We start from the raw sequence: 17,370 nt of genomic DNA on the forward strand, positions 1-17,370 counted from the left end.
CTTGGAGGTTGTTCCCTATTAATGCGATGGATTGAACGCTACTTTTACCAGCCGAGTTTTTGGCAAAAAACCCTTGCGATTGTTTTGTTGCCATTATCAGCCCTGTATTGTCTTATTGCGACAATCCGACGCAAAATAAGCATATACAAGGATTTTGACATCCCTGTAGTGAGTGTGGGAAATCTCGTTGCAGGCGGGAGTGGCAAAACCCCTTTTATCATCGAAATCGCCAAAGATTACCCCGATGTTGCCATCATCTCACGGGGCTACAAAAGAGCTTCCAAAGGGCTTTTGGTCGTGAGCCTCAAAGGAGAAATCCTCGTTTCCCAAAAAGAAGCCGGCGATGAAGCCTATCTCATCGCCAAAACGCTAAAAAATGCCAGCGTAATTGTGAGCAAAAAGCGAGATTTGGCTATCCTAAAAGCAAAAGAATTGGGCTGTAAAGTCGTTTTTCTCGATGATGGTTTTCGCTTTGCATTCAAAAAACTCAATATTTTATTAAAACCCAAGCTAGAGCCTTATTTTCGGTTTCCTATCCCTAGCGGGCTTTATCGTGAAAATCCCTCACTCTACACTACTGCAGATATTCTCGCCCTAGAAGGGCTCGACTACAAGCGAGAAGTTAGTATCACAAATCCCACCGAAAGGATGTTGCTCGTTACTGCGATCGCTAATCCCTCACGACTAGAAGAATACCTACCAAACATCGTTGGCAAGGTAATTTTGCCCGATCACGCACCATTTGATTTGACAAAAATAGCTTGCTGGACGAAAGAACACAATGCCACATCATTGTTAGTAACGCAAAAAGATGAAGTCAAGCTCCAAGATTGCCCGATTCCCCTAAGCACAATGCGCCTCAATCTCCACATCGACGCAAAAATAAAAGAAAAAATTTATGAATATATCAAAGCCAATAAAATATAATACGCATAAGACTTGATGATAAATTCACAATTCCAAAAGGATAAAAAAGAGGGAAAATGCGAACATATGAAGAAACAGTAAGTCAATACCTAACCCAAATCCAAAATATCACCGAAAGCGACAAGGAACACACGCACAGAGGTGCGTTAGAAACCTTAATCAATAACCTAAAAGTGGAGCTGGATTTTAAAGATATAGAAATAATCCACGAGCCAAATAATAATAAAAATGGCTTGGGCGCTCCTGATTTTTTGATCCTAAAAGACTCTCTCCCGCAAGGGCTTATCGAAAACAAACGGGTAAATGCTAACCTCGATCAAATCCTAAAAAGCGAACAAATTGCAAAATATGCAAAATTAAGCACCAATATAATGCTAAGCGATTATTTGAATTTCACGCTTTTAAATGTCGAAAATGACTCCATAAAAGCCGAAAAAAACGTCAGCATATGCAGTCTCAATGAGCTAAGAAATCTTAAAAATATCGATCTCAAAACAAAATCAAAAGATCTCAAAGAACTTTTTAGCGTATTTTTTGGGGCGACACCTAGCCCTATCAATAGCGCAAAAGACTTTGCGATCAAATTATCCCAACCTACCAAATGGCTTGAAAACAGCCTGATTGACTTGCAAGACAATGAAGAAATTCATTCGTTTTATAAGGAATTTACCAAAGGCATTTATGAAAATATTTCTTTTAATGATTTTGCCGATAGCTTCGCACAGACGCTCACTTACAGCCTATTTTTGGCTAAATTCCAAAAAGATACCAATCCAAACCTAAACGCAAATCCCGATTACAACCCCAAAGCTGAAATCACGATTTATAATCTAGCCAGCTTTATCGGCAAAAATTTTTCACTCATCAATGCGACCGCCAAGCGCCTGCAAGCCATTTATGAAATCACTGGCTTAAAACGGACGATTGATTTGATTGTGAGGCTCATCAACCATATTGACATCAAGATGATTTTAGAGGATTTCAATCGCTACAACAAAAACAACCATACCGATGAAGCCTCGCATAATCCAACTATCCACTTTTATGAGCATTTCATCAAAGAATACAACCCGAGTTTGAGAAAAAGCAGGGGGGTGTATTATACGCCCGATTCGGTTGTGAGATTTATCATCGACGCCATTGATAGCACGCTAAAAAATGATTTAGGCTTTAGCGGGGGGCTTTGTGATGCGATCTCCAAAGATAATAAAATCAATCTTTTAGATTTCGCCACAGGCACAGGCACGTTTATCCTCGAAGCGTTCAACAAAGCCCTCAGTGCTATCCCAAAAAATTCGACAAAATTTGATCCCGATGCCCTACTAGGCAAATTTGAGGGCTTTGAGATTATGATCTCCCCGTATGTTATCGCCCATCTCAACCTCGCCATCACCCTAAAAGACAAATTTGACTTTAGCCTAAAAGAAGACGAAAGGTTCAATATTTTTCTCACCAATACCTTAGAAAAAAATTCAGGCGAACAAGCCACGCTTTTTCAAGCCAAAAAAGAAGCTGAAGCCGCTCATCACACAAAAGAAAAGCAAATCCTAATCATCACGGGTAATCCCCCCTATAGCGGGGCTTCACAAAATGGCGAGCTTTATAATGATGAAGTCAAAGAGGGCTATAAAACCCTAATGGAAGACCCCAAAAACCCGACAGCTATCATCAAAAATAACAAAGTCGAGCGGGAGAAAAATCCCAAATGGTTGCTTGATGATTATGTGAAATTTATCCGTTTTGCCCAAAATAAAATCGATAGCCAAAATCAAGGGATCTTTGCCTTTATCTCCAATAACGCCTTTTTAGATAACCCTACCTTTCGGGGTATGCGCTACTCGCTTTTGACGAGCTTTGATAAAATCTACATCTTAGATCTCCACGGCAATACGAGAAAAAAAGAAATCGCCCCGGATGGGAGCAAGGATGATAATGTCTTTGATATTATGCAAGGGGTGAGTATTAATATTTTTGTAAAAACCGCTCATAAGTCTTCGACCCCCCCCCCCGAAACACCCCACAACAGGGATTTTGCCCCACTTGCCAAAATATTTCACTACGACCTTTATGGCAAAAGACAGCATAAATACAATTTTTTAGCCTCCAATACGCTTGATTCTATCACTTGGCAAGCCCTCAATCCCACCGCCCCTTTTTATCTCTTTATCCCCCAAAATGAAAGTCTCAAAGCAGAATATGACAAAGGCTGGAGCGTTAATAATATGTTTCGGGTCTCCAATACGGGAATAGTAACAAAAAGAGACAATCTCTGCATTCAAAAAACAAGAGACAAGGTCTGGGAGGCTATGCAAGATATTATCAATCTGGAAAAGAATGATTTTTATCAAAAATATAATATGCCTGAGGATGTAAGAGATTGGAGATATAAATGGGCAAAAAATGATGTATTGGAAAATAATAGCAAAGATAGGATTCAAAAAATTCTTTATCGTCCATTTGATACAAGATACATCTTTTATAGTGGGAAATCTCGAGGATTTGTTGGTTGGCCCGTTCCTGTTGTATCGGAGCATTTTTTGCAAAATCCGAATAATGATTTATTGGATTCCAAAGACACTAACAATACAGGCAATGCAAAATCTAGCACTAAAAATTCCCTCTTTAAAGAAGATGATATTTTCAAAGGGCAAGCACGCATTGAAAATTTCACCCCTGAATTTCGCGCGTTTGTAGATAAAAAATACGGCGAGCATTTTAGCCCCGAGGTGATTTTGGGCTATATCTATGCGGTGCTTTACCATCGAGACTACCGCGAAAAATATCTGGATTTTTTGAAAATGGATTTCCCCAAAATCGTATTTGTAGAGTCCAAAGAAAAATTTTTGAAGCTCAGCGAACTAGGGTGCAAACTTATCAATCTCCATACAATGAATGCCACTAATCCCGACGGGGGGGGGGGCTTCAATGAATATAGCGCTTGTAACTTGCCGACAAGCCAGAGGAAGCCAAACCTATCAACACGCATTTATGGCACACACCATAATGGAGATGTGCCACATCTCAAACAGGGGCACAGAGGTGAATTATATGTTTCCCCTCTATCTCTACAACACCGAGCGAGCGAGGAAAACACTATCAAAAACATAGGGCTAATCTGTGATCGGGGTTGCAAACTGCCTCAAGTCAATAATTTTTTTATTAGTAAAAATACTATTGACTATCACTTAGTAGGCAGTGCAAGCTATATCTTCCCGCTTTATATCTACAATAAGGACTATTATGGAAAATAATCAAATTGGTGAGAGTTTTTATGAAAATATGGATAACAAAGACAAAACTATCAGCAAAATCACCTATAAAGATAACAAAATCTTTATCAATGACAGCCTATATTTTATCGCCAATGATCCTATTTGGGAATACAAAATCGGGGGTTATCAAGTGCTTGATAAATACCTCAAAAGCCACAAAGGCGAAGCTATTGACATCAAGCATTTTGAAAATACCATCAAAATACTACAAGAAACCATCATTTTGCAAGATAAAATCCAAAAAATAGAACTTATTTAAAATCTTCGCTTCCCCTCAAAACGAAGCTAAAGCCCATCAAAGCGGGATGAGTGCTTTGTTTTCGAGGCGAAAAACTTTCGTGCATTTTTGTGCGATTTCTTCATCGTGGGTAGCCAGCACCAGCACCCCGCTAGCACCCCGCACATACGCACACATCGCTTCCATCACGTTGTTGGCAGTTGTTCTATCGAGATTGCCTGTGGGTTCATCGGCAAAGATGATTTTGGGTTTTTTTGTCAGCACCCTAGCGATGGAGAGGCGCTGTTGTTGCCCGCCGCTTAGCTCACCGACATTTTGATGGATCACATCATTGATACCTAATGCGATAAGCAAATCCTCTGAAATGGGCTGTTTAGAGAGGATCGAAGCGACGTTAAGATTTTCACTCCCGCTAAACCCCCGAAATAAATAATGCGACTGAAAAATTATCCCCACCTCATAACGGCGAATCTCTAAAAGCTTATGCGCAGGCAGGGCATAAATATCCTCATACCCTAGCAAGCTCACCTTGCCACTGATGGGCTTTAGCATTGTAGAAAGGTTGTTGAGTATGGTAGATTTCCCACTCCCGCTCACCCCAAGAATCGCCACAGATTCCCCGCCTAAAGCCTCCAGATTGAGATTTTCATATAGCAGGGTTTCAAACCGATGAGACAAATCAATTGCTTGTAACATTTCTATTCTCCTAATAATTTTCATCGCCCAAAACAAAGGGCGACACCACATATGATGGGGATTGATTGACACTATGGATCACGATCGTGCCATAAAGACGGGCATAATATTTGATAAGCATTCGCTGTAAAATCGGCTCAATGCTGGGGACAAACCAGCCATTATTGCTGATAAGAATAAGGTATTTGGGTTGTTTTTCGTAGGTGATTTTTGATGTCCCCTCATAGCAAATCGCACTCGCAAATAACGTGTTATCAATGCGAAAATCTCGAAACGATTTTCCCGCACTCAAGCCATAATCTTGCCCAAAAAACTCCCTAAAAAACGGCTTGGCTAGAAAATCAGGTAAGGGGATCTTCTCCCCAAAGGGCGCTAGGATAACTTTATCAGCATAAGAAACCTCGCCATTTTCAAACACATAGGTGCTATTATAAACCTTGCCGTCTTCTTCTCGCAACGCACCTGTGATAATCGTAATCTGGTGGCTAAGATCTTTTAACCTTTGGTTCAAATCGCTTCGATTGAGCGCAAATGGGAATGCCGTCTCAGGCAAGATAACTATATCTTTACCTCCCAAAATCGCCCTATAAATCGCATCGAAATTTTGCGCGATGATGGTTTGGATATTATCAAACTGCCATTTGGCATCTTGGCTCACATCCGTGCGGACCACAGAAATATTCGGCAAGATATTGTTGGTATTTATCGCATTTTTTGCACGCACGCCACCCCAATCGATGGCTACAAGCAAAAAACAAATCCCAAGTAGCTTATAAAATCTCTTCAAAACCATTATCGCCCAAACGCCTACAAGCACGCAAAAAAAGCTCCATTTATCCACACCAAAAACACTATAAGAAAAAAACGATTCTCCCACGAGCCAATCAAAACCAAACGGATGGATATAGCTCATCACCATCAATGTAAAAATCCGATAAATCCGCGAAGCAAAAAACAATAAAAAATAAAAAATAATCCCATAGCCCAAGCCGACCAAAACCATCACAAACGGCACTAAAAACGGCAATGGCGAAAACCGAAAACTTAGCCCCGTCCAATAAAACAACCCCAATCCCACAAAAAAACCAAACCAAAATGTGAGCTTTTTGGGCACACTAAACCAAACACCCACACTGATAAGCCCAAAAATGCTGGTATAAATCACCAAAGCAATGGTGTGATCGCTAGCAAAAAACAGCGCACTCCCATACACGTCCAACAAAAAAACGACTGCCATCGCTAGGGCATACAAAGCACGAATGCCCTGTGTCTTTAGCCCGTCTAATCGTTTTGATATTATCTGTTTTTGTGCGAGTTTTAAACCCATCGTGTTGCCCTTGTATTTTCTGAATTGACTTCTACTTTGAAAATAAATTAAAAATTTGAAAAATCAAAAATTTGCTTTCTCTAAAGCCCTTGAGGCAAAATTTTTGTTTTTAGCCGATTTATTGTAGAATAATAGCTTTTTAAGACTAAAAATAACATAGAGCGAGCAATGGGCTATATCGATTTCATACTCATCATTATCATCGTCATCATCGGGCTAAGAGGCTTTTACAACGGCTTTATCAACGAAATTGCGGGCGTTCTTGGCATTATATTAGGGGTGTTTTTTGCTTCCCGATTTGCCTCGCATATGGGGAATTGGTTCACCCAGAATATCCATAATTTCCACAGCGCCTCTGTGGCGAGCCTCATTGGTTTTGTGATTATTTTGGCAGTGATTTGGATAACGTTTTTGATTTTGGGCGTTATTATTGGCAGGTTTGTAAAAATCACCGACTTTGTCATCGTGGATAAAACGCTTGGCTTTATCTTTTCGTGTTGCAAAATATTTTTGATCGTTGGCTTTATTCTTTTTGGCATTTCTAGGCTAAATTTTATGAAAGATTTTGATGGGTATATGAGCCAAAATAGCAAAATCTATACGATGATGGAGACCATATCTTCCTCGGTAATGAAACTCCCAAGCGTGCAAGAAACTGCCCAAAATATCAAAAACATCAGCCAAGAACCAGCTAACTCCGCCCAAAAAGCCATCGAAAAGTCTATGCAAGACACCATAAATCAAGGTCTCACTGACTCGCTCAAAGACTCGGCTAAAAAAATGATCGAAGATATGCCAGCCCCAAGCCCGCAATCCAATCAAGAAACGCCCGATCAGGAAAAATAATGTTTGAAAATCAATACATAAAACAACGCATCCAAAAAGCCCAAGATTTAAGAGAGGCGGGCAAAAACCCCTACCGCAATGACACAGAAAAATCCATCTCAAACCTCGCATTTATCCAAAAATTTGACTACCTCAAATCGCTCGAAACCCCCAAAGCACCCGATGAAAAGCACGCCATTGTTGGCAGGGTGAAATTTTTGCGCTTGATGGGAAAAGCCTGCTTTATCAAAATCGAAGATCAAACCGGCACCTTGCAAGCCTATCTGTCCCAAAATGATTTGGCTGATGATTTTACCCTCATCAAAAAAACCCTTGAAGTTGGCGATATTGTCAATGTCTATGGTTATCCTTTCGTTACAAAAACAGGCGAGCTAAGCATTCACGCCCTAAGCTTTAAAATCCTTACCAAATCCATTATCCCCTTGCCCGAAAAGTTTCACGGGCTTACCGATATCGAACTCCGATACAGACAGCGCTATGTCGATCTCATTGTCAATCCGGGTGTCAAAGAAATCTTTGCAATGCGTAGCCGTATCATCGCATATATCAGGAAATTTTTTGAAGAAGAGGGATTTTTGGAAGTCGAAACCCCAATGCTCCATCCCATCCCCGGCGGTGCGAATGCCAAGCCATTTATCACCCATCACAATGCCCTTGATGTAGAAAGATACTTAAGGATTGCCCCGGAGCTTTATCTCAAACGCCTCATTGTCGGCGGGTTTGAAGCGGTGTTTGAGATCAATAGAAATTTTAGAAACGAAGGGATGGATCACTCGCACAACCCAGAATTTACGATGATTGAATTTTATTGGGCGTATAAAAATTATCAGGATTTAATCACCTTGACACAAAAATTATTCGCTTATCTTTTAGAAAAGCTCGAACTCCCGACAAAAATCCAGCACGCAGAACACCAGATTGATTTTGCAGATGTTAAAATCATTCCCTACAAACAAGCCCTCCAAGACATCGGCGGTATAGCAAAAGAAATCATCGAAGATACAGACAAACTCAAAGCCTTTCTCCAAAGCCATCACATCAAATTCGACCCGCATATGAGTTATGGCAAGCTTTTGAGCGAAACATTTGATGAATTTGTCGAACCTAAGCTCATCAACCCGACATTTATCACCCAATACCCCATTGATATTAGCCCACTCGCACGAAGAAATGACACCGACCCAGAGATTGCCGATAGATTCGAGCTTTTTATTGGCGGGAAAGAAATCGCCAATGGTTTTAGCGAACTCAATGACCCGCTCGATCAACTCGAACGATTCAAAGCCCAAGTCAAAGCCAAAGACGCCGGCGATGAAGAAGCCCAATATATGGACGAAGATTTTGTATGGGCTTTGGGCTATGGTATGCCACCTACGGCTGGAGAGGGTATCGGGATTGATAGGCTGGTAATGCTTTTGACCAATGCAAAAACCATCAAAGATGTTATCCTCTTCCCTGCGATGAAACCCATCAAGATGGATTACAATAACGCACTCACCCAAAAAGAAGAAATAACTAAGGAAAAGGAATAATTTATGCCATACGCTATGCAACACACAGACAAAGAGATTTTTGACATTATCCAAAAAGAACTCCAAAGACAAAATGATCACCTCGAAATGATCGCAAGTGAAAACTATACATTCCCTAGCGTGATGGAAGCGATGGGGAGCGTGCTGACAAACAAATATGCGGAGGGCTATCCGGGAAAACGCTATTATGGGGGTTGTGAATTTGTCGATGAAATCGAAGCCATCGCAATTGAGCGAGCCAAAAAGCTCTTTGGTTGCAATTTTGCCAATGTCCAGCCCCATTCAGGTAGCCAAGCCAATGGTGCTGTGTATGCTGCAATGCTAAAACCTTATGACAAAATCTTAGGGATGGATCTCAGCCACGGCGGGCATTTGACCCACGGCGCCAAGGTGAGCGTAACCGGACAAACCTATCAGAGTTTTTTCTACGGCGTCGAGCTTGATGGCAGGATAAATTACCAAAAAGTCGAAGAATACGCCCAAGTCATCAAACCCAAACTCATCGTATGCGGATTTTCTGCCTACACCCGTGAGCTTGATTTCAAAAAATTCCGAGAAATCGCTGATAACATCGGAGCAATACTGATGGGCGACATCGCCCATATTGCCGGGCTTGTTGTCGCTGGGGAATACCCCAACCCATTCCCGCATTGCCATATCGTTACCACCACCACCCACAAAACGCTCCGTGGTCCTCGGGGCGGGATGATACTTACCAACGATGAAGAAATCGCCCAAAAAATAAATAAAGCCGTATTTCCCGGGTTGCAGGGCGGTCCATTGATGCACGTTATCGCCGGAAAAGCCATCGGCTTTGGCGAAAATCTCAAACCCGAATGGAAAGATTACGCCAAACAAATCAAAGCAAATATCAAAAAAATGGCGAGCGTATTGGTCAATCGGGGATATGATCTTGTCAGTGGGGGCAGTGATAACCATCTGATTTTGATGAGCTTCCTCCAAAAGCCTTTCAGTGGCAAGGACGCCGATATTGCCCTAGGTAATGCCGGAATCACCGTGAATAAAAACACCGTTCCGGGCGAACATCGCAGTCCTTTTGTTACCAGTGGGATTCGCTTGGGTTCTCCAGCACTCACCGCTAGAGGGATGAAAGAAACTGAATTTGAATGGATAGGCAATAAAATCGCAGATATTCTTGATGACATCAACAATACGTCATTGCAAGAGCGCATAAAAGAAGAAATCAGGCAAATGACAAAAGGATTTCAAGCTTATGATAAAGCTATTTTTTAGGTGTTGTAATGACTGAAATGGATCTAAAACTCATCAAAATGAATACCGCTTGCTACTACCAAAAGAAAGCTGGAATCGGCAAAAGAGTGCTACATATGGGAAAAACATTTTTTGATAAATTCGAGAGAGTCGATGCAATGCTTACAAACGCTTTGATCCAAAAACATCTCCGAAAAGAAATCACCCTTGCGCATTCTTTGATACTAAGGGGAAATAAAGTCGAAAATATCGTTTTTGACTACAACGGCAGGCATACCGATAAATTCTATCACAAAGCCCAGCTAATGCTAAGAGAAGAGGGATTTATCAATTTCACAGCCTATGAGTCCAAAACCCCCGGACATCTCCATCTCTATATCCACAAAGGGCATACAGAAATCGGGGAAGGAAAAAGACTTGCTAGAATGCTTTCGATGAAACTCGCCCAATCGCTTCCAACAGAATGGCGCGTGTTCCCCAATGATGAAATGCCTTTAGATTTTAATATATTGGTCCTGCCATATGAAGTGTATGCAAAAGAACGCGGCGCCTCTTGGGCTAGACATCTTTAATTTACCATAAGGAGTAAAAAATGGAAGAACAAAAAGACTTAAATAAAATTTTATTAGGCGATGATAACGACAACCAGCCCTCAAAAGCTAAAAAAGTCATCTTGACAATCATCATCGCTATTGTCATTATCTTGGTGGCATTGGTAGTGGTCTGGAAGTTTAATCAAAAAGAAACCCCCAAAGAAGAGGCGATAAATACAGATACTTCGATTCAAAAAATGGATGCCGTGCAGGGCAACAATACCAACGATGTTTTCGACAATAACGATGATTTTGAAAATATGTCTATTGATGATATGTCCAAAACAGAAGAAGAAAACAAATTCGATAAAATCGTTCAAGACATCAAAGAAAAGCAACTTGCCAAAAGCCAAGAAGCTTCACAAAATAGCCCTGATGAGATAAAACCTGAACCCAAAGAAGAAAAACCCACGCCAGCACCCCAAGCCCAAAACAACACGCCAGACCCTCAATTGAAAGCTATGGAATCCATCCAAGAAAATAAAAAGCCCGCAAAAGAGACCAAGCCTCTCGCTTTAAAACCCAAAGAAGAGAAAAAAGTTCAAGAAAAAAGCGTCCAAAAACCCAAACCGCAACCCGCTACGCCCAAACCCACCAATGCCAAAAATGGCTCTGTCGCTTCACCTGGGCATTATCTACAAATCGGGGCATTCACCAAAACCCCCAACAAAGAATTTCTAGACAAAATCAGCAAATACCCCTACCGCATACAAAAATCCACCATCAATGGGCAAAGTGTTACCAAATATCTCATCGGACCTTATCAATCCCGAACAGACGCCAATCGCGACATTTTAAAGATCACAACCGAAATGGGCAAACCGATGTATCTACAAGTCAAATAAAGCATTATTTTCCTTTTATTTTTATCGGTTCGCTTTGGGCGAACCTCAAGACCGCTTTTTGGAGGCAAAGCCTCGCTTCATTTCTAAAGGCTTACGCCTGTAAGCTTTTCTAATGCTTTAAACTTTTTAATCGCAAAAGAAATTTCACCCGCCCGCCCGTTGTTTATCCCACCCCTAACCTGCCGTCCGCTATGCCCTTGCGGGCATATACACATTGTTGTGTGAGGCTAGTGAAACCAAGCAGTTGGCTCTAGCTTTTCGCCTCTCCCCCAATTAACCCACGAAAAGAATAAGTCTCCGCTCCTTTTCGGCAGGACATTTAAACGATGGGCGAGGAAGTCGCTTGCTTGTGTCCTTTAGGAACAGGAGGAGCATTAAAAAAGATAACTACTTATCTTTTTTAACTCCGCACGGCGATGGTCCTATGCGACTTTTAGGAGCATACCGGACCCCAAACCTTAATCTACTCGCCCGAAGTGGTCTTCAGATTCACAATGTGAATTGATTGGAAAATAATAAAACAAAATCGGCGGCTACACTACTGCAACCTTGTTTCCGATTTTTCACAGCACACAAGCACGACAAAGAAAGCAGTTTCAGGATTTCAAACCTTAGATGGTTTTTAAATCTTATCCACCTACAAACCCAGCCCGCTACGCCCTGTCATCTGGAATTACTAAGGGGGCGGGTCAGGGTTTGGGGGAGTTTGAGGGGGATAAGGGGCGGACTTCGCAATTTAAGCCCCTTGTCCCCCTCAAGGGAAAACAAAACTAGGGATTTTTTAATTCACCTTTAAGCTCTCTACCTTAAAAAGCGTAAGCCTTTATCATTTTTACTCAATTCGGTTTAAAAAACTGAATCTGAAGACCACTCCGCAGAGTAAAACTCTGCTTCGTTCCTAAAGTAATCATCTCACACCCAGCCAAAGGGTGTGCGTTTGAGATAAGTTTCTAAGGTGTTAAATCCAAAGCTATCTCAAACCCAGCCCGCTACGCCCTGTTATCTTATCTGCTAAGGGTTAAGGAGAATTTTTCCCACCCGTATAGAGCCACCCACTCATTAAGACAGAGGGTCTCTAGCCAAAAAACTGCTTGAGTATGATATCACGGCGATTGTCTTATGTTTTGGAACACTAAATCCAATCAAGGTTTTTTAGAGATTTTAGCTAATGTATCAAGCACGCCATTGATGAATTTGGGCGCATTATCCCCGCCATAGATCTTACCAAGCTCGACAGCTTCATTGATGATGACAGGCGAATCGGTCTGGGTGAATTTGATCTCATAAGCGCCCAAACGCAAAATCGCCCGCTCCATATCGCCAAGCCTCTCAAAATCCCAGTCTTTCAGATGGGTCTTGATAGCCTTATCCAGCTCATCAAGATTTTGTAGCGTGCCCTCAAAAAGTGCTAGGGCAAATTCTTGTTGTTTGTTTTTGATTTTTTTTTCTTCTAGGATATTTTTGGCAAAATCTTTGATCTTAGCATTCCCACTCCCATAGGCATACAACAACCCCGCCACCGCTTCTCTTGCCTGTGTTCTCGTTGCCATATCACGCCAGCTGTTTATAGAGATTGATAAGCTCGATAAGCGCACTCATCGCCTCAAAGCCTTTATTCCCTGCCTTGCTCCCTGCCCGCTCAATAGCTTGCTCAATGCTATCAGTAGTCAAAACACCAAAACTCACCGGCGTGGTGTATTTGAGTGTCGTATTGGCAATGCCTTTGGTCGCCTCCGCACTCACATAATCAAAATGTGGTGTTCCCCCTCGGATAATCGCTCCGAGCGTGCAAATCCCTTGATATTTGCCACTATCAAGCAATCTATCGAGGACAAAAGGCAATTCATAAGCCCCCGGGACCAAAATCAAATCAAGTTTTTTCTCATCACCATTGTGGCGCAAAAAACAATCCTTTGCCCCCTCTACAAGCCGATCGGTGATGATATGATTAAACCTAGAAGCGATAATAGCGACGCGTTCAGCACCGCTTAAGCCGATATTGCCTTCGATAATATTCATTTTAAAACTCCTTGTATATCCAAAATTTGATTCACCAATGCGCCTAATTTATCTGTAGGCACCATATTGGGGCCATCGCTGAGGGCGTTTTTTGGATCAAGATGTGTCTCCATAAAAAACCCATCCACACCCACAGCTGCAGCTGCTTTGGCAAGATAAGGCACAAATGAGCTATCCCCCCCGCTTTTGCCCCCCGCACCCCCGGGCATCTGCACGCTATGGGTCGCATCAAAAATCACCGGGGCAAACGCACGCATTATCACCAAGCCCCGCATATCCACGACCAGATTACCATAGCCAAAGCTAGAACCCCGCTCACAAAGCCAAACACCAAACTTCTTCGCCTCATCATAGGTTGCCTTATCCCCGCCACGTGTCTGAATGGCTTTGAGGACAGAATACTTCATATCCGCAGGATTCATAAACTGCCCCTTTTTGATATTGACAATCTTGTCGGTTTTGGCAACTGCGACAATCAAATCGGTCTGCCGACACAAAAACGCTGGTATCTGGATAATATCTGCGACTTCTGCAATCGCTCCAGCTTGGTGGCTCTCGTGAATATCGGTGATGATTTTATAGCCAAATTCGCTTTTGATTTTTGCTAACATCTCCAAGCCCTCTTTGAGTCCGGGACCTCGGTAGCTCTCCAAACTCGTTCGATTGGCTTTGTCAAAACTCGCCTTAAAATAAAACTCCAGTCGTGCGTCATCTGCAAACGGCTTGAGTTCTAAGGCTGTAGCATAAAGATTTTCATAGCTTTCGATCACACAAGGCCCGCTTAAAAGTATGGTTTTTTTCATTGTTTTTTCTCTTTGTTGATGGGTTTAAATTCACGGGTGATCATATTATAGTTGAGAATTTCACCCGTTTCGATGATGTAATACCAGCCATAAATATTGAGTTCCCCCCTATCAAATCGCTCCTCGACAAAAGGATAGGTCATCAGATTTTCAAGCTGTTGTTCGATATTGATTTGTTCAGTGAGCCAAATGCGTTTGGATTTGCTCGTTGGCTTGAGGGCTTCGACCTTTTTTTTCACCGGCTCCAAAAGTTCAATCCATTTTTTTACATAGGGGGCATTTTCTAGCTTTTCGCTCGGCTCATAGATAGCACTGCAAGCCCCGCAGTTGCTATGCCCACAAATGATGATGTTTTTGATACCCAAGATATTGAGGGCGTATTCAATCGAAGCGGTGGTGGCGAGATAACCCGAACGCATTATATTGTCGTTTTCTTTGTAGGGCGGGATGATATTACCCATATTTCGCACCACAAACAAATCCCCGGGCAAGGTATTAGTAATGAGATTAGGCACGACACGAGAATCCACACACGAGATAAATAATGTATGGGGTTCTTGGCGCACTTTGAGGCTTTCATAGAGGTCTTTATATTTGATATAATCGTCTTCTTGAAATTTCAACGCCCCGTCAAACAATTCTCTCAAATCTCTTGCCTTTCTATAAAACTCTCTAACAAAAGCCTCGCCCCAAAAAATTTATGATGTAAAATCTCAATGATAAGTCTTGAATTATACCAAAGTAATAGCATATAATAACAAATTCGTATTCGCCAAAAATCTAAATATCTAAAGGATAGATTTGTCAGAAATCATTCATTTTATCGTTGAAACTATAGGGAGCTTGGGGTATGTAGGTATCTTTTTGATGATGTTTTTGGAATCGAGTTTTTTTCCTTTTCCCTCTGAAGTGGTGATGATACCGGCTGGTTATTTGGCATATCAAGGACAGATGGATATCACTATCGCTATTTTGATGGGGATTTTAGGGAGTTTAGCGGGGGCATTGTTTAATTATTATCTCGCCTTAAAATTTGGCAGGAGCTTTATCATTGCCTATGGAAAGTATTTCTTTTTCTCTCCAAATTCGATGAAAAAAATGGAAGATTATTTCAAAAAACACGGCGAAATCTCCACATTTTTAGGCAGGCTCATCCCAGCAGTGAGGCAATATATCTCTTTGCCTGCCGGGCTTGCAAAGATGAATCTAGTCAAATTCTGTGCCTACAGCGCCGCAGGAGCGGGTATCTGGGTGGGTATCTTGGCGGTTTTTGGCTACTATATAGGAGTATGGCTAGGCGATGGGATCAATACCCAAGAAATCATCGATACATTCACCGCAAAATCTGCTAATCCCGATGAAATCAGTATCAAATCTTATTTGCATTATATTGTGCTTATCACGCTTGGGTGCGTGTTTGTGAGTGCATTAGCCTATATCTTATACCAAAAACGAAAAAGGAAATGAATGCAACTCTGTATTGCCCTAGACCTTGAAGAAAAGTCGAAAAATCTCGCACTCCTTGCAACCCTAAAGGGGCTAGACATATGGGTAAAAGTGGGCTTGCGTTCCTATATTCGGGATGGGGTTAGCTTCATAAAAGAAATCAAAACCATCGATACAAATTTCAAAATTTTTTTGGATCTCAAACTCTATGATATCCCCAATACAATGGCAGACGCAGCGTTTGAATGCGCAAAAATTGGCATTGATATGCTTACCTTACACACCAGCAGTGGCAAAGTGGCAATGCAAAGCGTGATGGAGCGCCTAAGCGCTTGCCCCAAGCGCCCTTTGGTATTTGGAGTGAGTGCGCTCACTAGCTTTGATTCAGAAGGTTTTGAAGCCATCTATAACGCCCCTTTAGAAAAACACGCCACGTTTTTAGCAACACTAGGGTATCAAAGTGGCATTGATGGGGCAGTGTGTTCGGTTTATGAAAGCCAAGCTATCAAGCAAGCAACCCATCCGGGATTTCTCACCCTCACCCCAGCGATCCGCCCATTTAACGAAGACAAAAATGATCAAAAACGCACCGCAGACCTCACGCAGGCAAAAAATGCCCTAGCAGATTTTATTGTCATTGGCAGACCCATCTATCAAAGCAAAGACCCCCTTAGCGTGGTAAAAAAAATCCTTCACACCATAGAAGCCACCCATCATATGCAAGGACCAACAGCGTGAAAACCCTCCTCATCAGCAATATTGCCGACCTCATTGCCTATCAAAAAAATCTCCAAGAAACCCTAGAGAAAGACACACGTATCGGGCTTGTCCCGACGATGGGGGCTTTGCACGCTGGGCATTTGAGCTTGGTCCGCACCTCCAAGCAACAAAATACGATTACTATCGTTTCGATTTTTGTTAATCCCACACAATTTGGACCTAATGAAGATTTCAAGCAATACCCCAGAGATTTGCAAAAGGATTTATCACTTTGTGAGGAAACGGGCGTGGATGTCGTATTTGCCCCCCAAGTTGCTACTATGTATCCCCAACGGGATACCATCTGTCTGAATCCCCCAAAAAATATGGGCTATGTTTATGAGGGATTTGTCCGTGAGGGGCATTTTAACGGCGTGCTTGCCATCGTGCTCAAGCTTTTTAATCTCATCAAGCCCCATCGGGCGTATTTTGGGCAAAAAGACGCCCAGCAACTCCTTATCATCAAGCGATTAGTTCAAGAGTTTTTTCTCCCTATTGAGATCATCGCTTGCCCCACGCAAAGAGATACCGATGGGCTGGCGTTGAGTTCAAGAAATATCTATCTCTCCAGCGAAGAAAGAAAAAACGCCCGCAAAATCCCCCAAGCACTCCAAACCATCGCCAAAGCCATTGAAATGGGCGAAACCAAAAGCGCTCCATTGCTCCAAATGGGCAAAAAAGCTCTTGAGGGCATTGAATGCGAATACCTTGCTATCTGTGATTACGAACTCGCACCGCTTGAAAATATCCAAAAAAATGCCAGCCTCGTGCTTTTAGCAGCAAAAATTGGCAAAACACGCCTGATCGACAATCTATGGGTATGAAAACAAAATG

The 17,370-nt window shown here is 42.1% G+C and carries 17 protein-coding genes; 11 read left to right on the forward strand and 6 right to left on the reverse strand.

What is annotated here, in order from left to right; all coding sequences use genetic code 11:
• Positions 1 to 21 precede the first annotated feature (21 nt).
• Genes BJI48_RS06515 through BJI48_RS06525 form a run of 3 tightly spaced genes read left to right on the forward strand, consistent with a single transcriptional unit; the run spans position 22 to position 4,458 of the window.
• Positions 22 to 927, forward strand: a complete 906-nt coding sequence (locus BJI48_RS06515; RefSeq protein ID WP_095333174.1) for a tetraacyldisaccharide 4'-kinase — start codon at positions 22 to 24, stop codon at positions 925 to 927.
• 56 nt (positions 928 to 983) lie between these two features.
• Positions 984 to 4,178: a type ISP restriction/modification enzyme gene (locus BJI48_RS06520; RefSeq protein WP_095333176.1), complete on the forward strand. Its 3,195-nt coding sequence runs from the start codon at positions 984 to 986 to the stop codon at positions 4,176 to 4,178.
• The gene (locus BJI48_RS06525; RefSeq protein ID WP_095333178.1) at positions 4,168 to 4,458 is read left to right on the forward strand and encodes a type ISP restriction/modification enzyme; all 291 of its coding nucleotides are present in this window, start codon (positions 4,168 to 4,170) and stop codon (positions 4,456 to 4,458) included. The genes BJI48_RS06520 and BJI48_RS06525 overlap by 11 nt, the downstream gene beginning before the upstream one ends.
• Before the next feature lie 36 nt (positions 4,459 to 4,494).
• Here BJI48_RS06525 and BJI48_RS06530 read toward each other — a convergent pair whose 3' ends face one another.
• Together BJI48_RS06530 and BJI48_RS06535 are read right to left on the reverse strand one after the other, a co-directional pair.
• Positions 4,495 to 5,133, reverse strand: coding sequence for an ATP-binding cassette domain-containing protein (locus BJI48_RS06530; protein WP_095333180.1), 639 nt, complete (start codon positions 5,131 to 5,133; stop codon positions 4,495 to 4,497).
• A gap of 10 nt (positions 5,134 to 5,143) precedes the next feature.
• The gene (locus tag BJI48_RS06535; RefSeq protein ID WP_257874428.1) at positions 5,144 to 6,460 is read right to left on the reverse strand and encodes an apolipoprotein N-acyltransferase; all 1,317 of its coding nucleotides are present in this window, start codon (positions 6,458 to 6,460) and stop codon (positions 5,144 to 5,146) included.
• Between the two features lie 168 nt (positions 6,461 to 6,628).
• On the opposite strand from BJI48_RS06535, the gene BJI48_RS06540 reads away from it, so the two are divergent.
• Genes BJI48_RS06540 through BJI48_RS06560 form a run of 5 tightly spaced genes read left to right on the forward strand, consistent with a single transcriptional unit; the run spans position 6,629 to position 11,509 of the window.
• Entirely contained in the window at positions 6,629 to 7,306 is a 678-nt protein-coding gene (locus BJI48_RS06540) for a CvpA family protein (RefSeq protein ID WP_095333182.1), read from the forward strand.
• On the forward strand, positions 7,306 to 8,838 hold the full coding sequence (gene lysS / locus BJI48_RS06545; protein WP_095333184.1) for a lysine--tRNA ligase: 1,533 nt from the start codon (positions 7,306 to 7,308) through the stop codon (positions 8,836 to 8,838). The genes BJI48_RS06540 and lysS overlap by 1 nt, the downstream gene beginning before the upstream one ends.
• 3 nt (positions 8,839 to 8,841) lie before the next feature.
• Complete coding sequence (locus tag BJI48_RS06550) at positions 8,842 to 10,092, forward strand: serine hydroxymethyltransferase (RefSeq protein ID WP_095333186.1); 1,251 nt, start codon at positions 8,842 to 8,844, stop codon at positions 10,090 to 10,092.
• 8 nt (positions 10,093 to 10,100) lie between these two features.
• A complete protein-coding gene (locus tag BJI48_RS06555; RefSeq protein ID WP_095333188.1) occupies positions 10,101 to 10,643 on the forward strand; it encodes a DUF1882 domain-containing protein in 543 nt (180 codons plus the stop codon).
• Positions 10,644 to 10,663: 20 nt separating this feature from the next.
• Entirely contained in the window at positions 10,664 to 11,509 is an 846-nt protein-coding gene (locus tag BJI48_RS06560) for an SPOR domain-containing protein (protein ID WP_095333190.1), read from the forward strand.
• 1,142 nt (positions 11,510 to 12,651) lie between these two features.
• Here the strand turns inward: BJI48_RS06560 and nusB are convergent.
• The 4 genes from nusB to BJI48_RS06580 are packed head-to-tail and all read right to left on the reverse strand — an operon-like array spanning position 12,652 to position 14,978.
• Positions 12,652 to 13,059 carry a transcription antitermination factor NusB gene (gene nusB / locus BJI48_RS06565; protein WP_095333192.1) on the reverse strand — a complete coding sequence of 136 codons (408 nt, stop codon included), beginning with the start codon at positions 13,057 to 13,059 and terminating at the stop codon, positions 12,652 to 12,654.
• Position 13,060: 1 nt separating this feature from the next.
• Entirely contained in the window at positions 13,061 to 13,528 is a 468-nt protein-coding gene (gene ribH / locus BJI48_RS06570) for a 6,7-dimethyl-8-ribityllumazine synthase (RefSeq protein WP_095333194.1), read from the reverse strand.
• The gene (gene kdsA / locus BJI48_RS06575) at positions 13,525 to 14,331 is read right to left on the reverse strand and encodes a 3-deoxy-8-phosphooctulonate synthase (protein WP_095333196.1); all 807 of its coding nucleotides are present in this window, start codon (positions 14,329 to 14,331) and stop codon (positions 13,525 to 13,527) included. Before kdsA ends, ribH begins: the two co-directional genes overlap by 4 nt.
• On the reverse strand, positions 14,328 to 14,978 hold the full coding sequence (locus BJI48_RS06580) for a carbonic anhydrase (RefSeq protein ID WP_095333198.1): 651 nt from the start codon (positions 14,976 to 14,978) through the stop codon (positions 14,328 to 14,330). Before BJI48_RS06580 ends, kdsA begins: the two co-directional genes overlap by 4 nt.
• Before the next feature lie 154 nt (positions 14,979 to 15,132).
• Between BJI48_RS06580 and BJI48_RS06585 the strand changes: the two genes are divergently transcribed.
• The 3 genes from BJI48_RS06585 to panC are packed head-to-tail and all read left to right on the forward strand — an operon-like array spanning position 15,133 to position 17,360.
• Positions 15,133 to 15,798 (forward strand): DedA family protein, encoded by a 666-nt coding sequence (locus tag BJI48_RS06585; RefSeq protein WP_257874429.1) that lies wholly within the window; start codon positions 15,133 to 15,135, stop codon positions 15,796 to 15,798.
• Entirely contained in the window at positions 15,799 to 16,515 is a 717-nt protein-coding gene (pyrF, locus tag BJI48_RS06590; RefSeq protein ID WP_095333200.1) for an orotidine-5'-phosphate decarboxylase, read from the forward strand. It begins immediately after the preceding gene.
• Positions 16,512 to 17,360, forward strand: coding sequence for a pantoate--beta-alanine ligase (gene panC, locus BJI48_RS06595; protein WP_180763076.1), 849 nt, complete (start codon positions 16,512 to 16,514; stop codon positions 17,358 to 17,360). The genes pyrF and panC overlap by 4 nt, the downstream gene beginning before the upstream one ends.
• The last annotated feature ends 10 nt before the right edge of the window (positions 17,361 to 17,370 follow it).

The organism is Helicobacter sp. 11S02596-1, from assembly GCF_002272825.1.
Classification (GTDB): Bacteria; Campylobacterota; Campylobacteria; order Campylobacterales; family Helicobacteraceae; genus Helicobacter_J.

Excerpts from the sequence above, each read along its gene's own strand:
- BJI48_RS06515 (WP_095333174.1), top strand. The coding sequence starts at position 22 with ATGCGATGGATTGAACGCTACTTTTACCAGCCGAGTTTTTGGCAAAAA.
- BJI48_RS06520 (WP_095333176.1), top strand. The coding sequence starts at position 984 with ATGCGAACATATGAAGAAACAGTAAGTCAATACCTAACCCAAATCCAA.
- BJI48_RS06560 (WP_095333190.1), top strand. The coding sequence starts at position 10,664 with ATGGAAGAACAAAAAGACTTAAATAAAATTTTATTAGGCGATGATAAC.
- BJI48_RS06555 (WP_095333188.1), top strand. The coding sequence starts at position 10,101 with ATGACTGAAATGGATCTAAAACTCATCAAAATGAATACCGCTTGCTAC.
- BJI48_RS06530 (WP_095333180.1), bottom strand. The coding sequence starts at position 5,133 with ATGTTACAAGCAATTGATTTGTCTCATCGGTTTGAAACCCTGCTATAT.
- BJI48_RS06535 (WP_257874428.1), bottom strand. The coding sequence starts at position 6,460 with ATGGGTTTAAAACTCGCACAAAAACAGATAATATCAAAACGATTAGAC.
- BJI48_RS06550 (WP_095333186.1), top strand. The coding sequence starts at position 8,842 with ATGCCATACGCTATGCAACACACAGACAAAGAGATTTTTGACATTATC.
- lysS (WP_095333184.1), top strand. The coding sequence starts at position 7,306 with ATGTTTGAAAATCAATACATAAAACAACGCATCCAAAAAGCCCAAGAT.
- pyrF (WP_095333200.1), top strand. The coding sequence starts at position 15,799 with ATGCAACTCTGTATTGCCCTAGACCTTGAAGAAAAGTCGAAAAATCTC.
- kdsA (WP_095333196.1), bottom strand. The coding sequence starts at position 14,331 with ATGAAAAAAACCATACTTTTAAGCGGGCCTTGTGTGATCGAAAGCTAT.
- ribH (WP_095333194.1), bottom strand. The coding sequence starts at position 13,528 with ATGAATATTATCGAAGGCAATATCGGCTTAAGCGGTGCTGAACGCGTC.
- BJI48_RS06525 (WP_095333178.1), top strand. The coding sequence starts at position 4,168 with ATGGAAAATAATCAAATTGGTGAGAGTTTTTATGAAAATATGGATAAC.
- nusB (WP_095333192.1), bottom strand. The coding sequence starts at position 13,059 with ATGGCAACGAGAACACAGGCAAGAGAAGCGGTGGCGGGGTTGTTGTAT.
- BJI48_RS06540 (WP_095333182.1), top strand. The coding sequence starts at position 6,629 with ATGGGCTATATCGATTTCATACTCATCATTATCATCGTCATCATCGGG.